Annotated in this window: 4 protein-coding genes; 2 read left to right on the top strand and 2 right to left on the bottom strand. The window is 65.3% G+C overall.

What is annotated here, in order from left to right; all coding sequences use genetic code 11:
- Window positions 1-564 (bottom strand): FHIPEP family type III secretion protein (locus EOA36_RS34760; protein ID WP_189553523.1); only part of this gene is annotated, 564 nt, incomplete at its 3' end.
- A 115-nt stretch (window positions 565-679) separates the two neighbouring features.
- Here EOA36_RS34760 and EOA36_RS34765 point away from each other — a divergent pair.
- Window positions 680-979: a putative quinol monooxygenase gene (locus EOA36_RS34765; RefSeq protein ID WP_127281170.1), complete on the top strand. Its 300-nt coding sequence runs from the start codon at window positions 680-682 to the stop codon at window positions 977-979.
- Between the two features lie 34 nt (window positions 980-1013).
- Here the strand turns inward: EOA36_RS34765 and EOA36_RS34770 are convergent, their stop codons facing one another.
- Complete coding sequence (locus EOA36_RS34770) at window positions 1014-1493, bottom strand: MarR family transcriptional regulator (protein WP_127281171.1); 480 nt, start codon at window positions 1491-1493, stop codon at window positions 1014-1016.
- A gap of 62 nt (window positions 1494-1555) precedes the next feature.
- Here EOA36_RS34770 and EOA36_RS34775 point away from each other — a divergent pair.
- Window positions 1556-1753: NAD(P)H-binding protein (locus tag EOA36_RS34775; RefSeq protein ID WP_127281172.1), on the top strand; the 198-nt coding region annotated here is incomplete at its 3' end.

Below are 1753 nucleotides of genomic sequence, written 5' to 3' on the forward strand. Positions count from 1 at the left end.
TTCTTCTTCCAGTTCGCGGCGCCGCAGCTGCGCGGTCTTGTCGTCGATCATGCCGGCGGACAGGTCGGCGTCGATCGACATCTGCTTGCCCGGGATGGCGTCGAGGGTGAAGCGGGCGCCGACCTCGGCGATGCGGGTGGCGCCCTTGGTGATGACGATGAAGTTCACCACGATCAGGATCATGAAGACGATGAGGCCGATGACGAAGTCGCTGGCCATGACCAGCTTGGAGAATCCGGCGATGACATAGCCGGCGGCGTGCGTGCCCTCATTGCCATGCGACAGGATCATGCGCGTGGTGGCGATGTTGAGCGACAGGCGCAGCATGGTGGCGATGAGCAGCACGGTCGGGAACGAGGAGAAATCGAGCGGCCGCTGGATCCACAGCGCCACCATCAGGATCAGCACCGAAAGCGCGATCGAGAAGGCCAGCCCGATGTCGATGAGAAAGGCCGGGATCGGCAGGAACAGCACGGCCAGGATGATGACGATGCCGAGCGCGAAAAAGATGTCGCGGCCGTTCTTGGCCACCGCGCCGGGCTGGATGCTTTCGCTGATCGCCATTCTCGTCCTCGAACCATAGGGCTGCCGAGCATGCGACAGCCCGGCGAGGGTAGCTGGCCAAGCTTGCGCGAGGGTGGGAGAGTGGCCTGATCGACTCTCTCGCGAAGGACTATCCATGCTGCTGATCATCGGTACGATCCGCCTGCCGCCCGGCAGGCTCGACGAGGCAAGGCCGGTGATGGAGCGCATGATTCTCGCCAGCCGCGCCGAGGACGGATGCCTTGAATATTCCTACGCGCAGGATGTGCTTGATCCCGGCTTGATCCGGGTCACCGAGGTATGGCGCGACCGGCCGGCACTCGATGCGCATTTCCGCTCGCCGCACATCGCCGACTGGCGCGCGAGCTGGCCGGGGCTCGGCATCGGCGAGCGCAATCTGGTGCTCTACGAGGCCGGCGAACCCATGCCGACCTGAACGGTCCGGCGCCTCGCCAGCCGCCAGCAAGCAATCAGGTTTCGGCGGTATCGGCGGTGGCAACGCCGACCAGCCACCGCCTGACGGCTCGTTCCTCCGACGCCGACAGACCGGTGGCCAGTTCGGTCTCGATCGCATGCACACGGTCCCGGCATCGCCGCAGCAGCGCCTGTCCACTGGGGCTGAGCTCGATATGCTGGATGCGCCCATGTACGGCGTGGGGCTTGCGCAGCAGCGAGCCGGCGCGCTCCAGATTGGTGACGATGACGCTGAGCGTTTGCGGGGTGAGCAGCGCCAGCCGGGCAAGATCGGCGTTGGAGAGGCCGGGATAGGCCGCCAGCATGGTCAGCGTGACGAATTGCGGCTGCGTCACGCCGAGGTCGGCCAGCGCCCGGTCGACCCTCAGCCGATGCGCGCCGGCGGCCTGCCGCAGGAGATAGCCGAGATAGCCTTGCTCGCCGCGTTTGCCTTCGCCCGGAGCCGGAACCGAGGCATGTTGATCTGGCTTGCGCATGATGTAAGAGCTCTTATATGTTGTTCGAACCCTGAGATTATAGCAGAGCAAGGACGATGACGATGGCCTATCGGATTTTTCTCGCCGGCGCTTCGGGCGCCATCGGGCAGCGGCTGATCCCGCAACTCCTGGCCGCCGGCCATCAGGTGACGGGCACTACGCGCAATGCCGACAGAGCCGCCAAATTAGGGACCCTTGGCGTCGAGCCAGCGGTTGTGGACGTGTTCGATGCCGACGCACTGTCGCGGGCGATGCGTGCT

The organism is Mesorhizobium sp. M8A.F.Ca.ET.021.01.1.1 (assembly GCF_003998025.1).
In the GTDB taxonomy this organism is placed as follows: domain Bacteria; phylum Pseudomonadota; class Alphaproteobacteria; order Rhizobiales; family Rhizobiaceae; genus Mesorhizobium.

Coding starts and splice junctions, on each gene's coding strand:
- EOA36_RS34765 (WP_127281170.1), top strand. CDS start 680: ATGCTGCTGATCATCGGTACGATCCGCCTGCCGCCCGGCAGGCTCGAC.
- EOA36_RS34770 (WP_127281171.1), bottom strand. CDS start 1,493: ATGCGCAAGCCAGATCAACATGCCTCGGTTCCGGCTCCGGGCGAAGGC.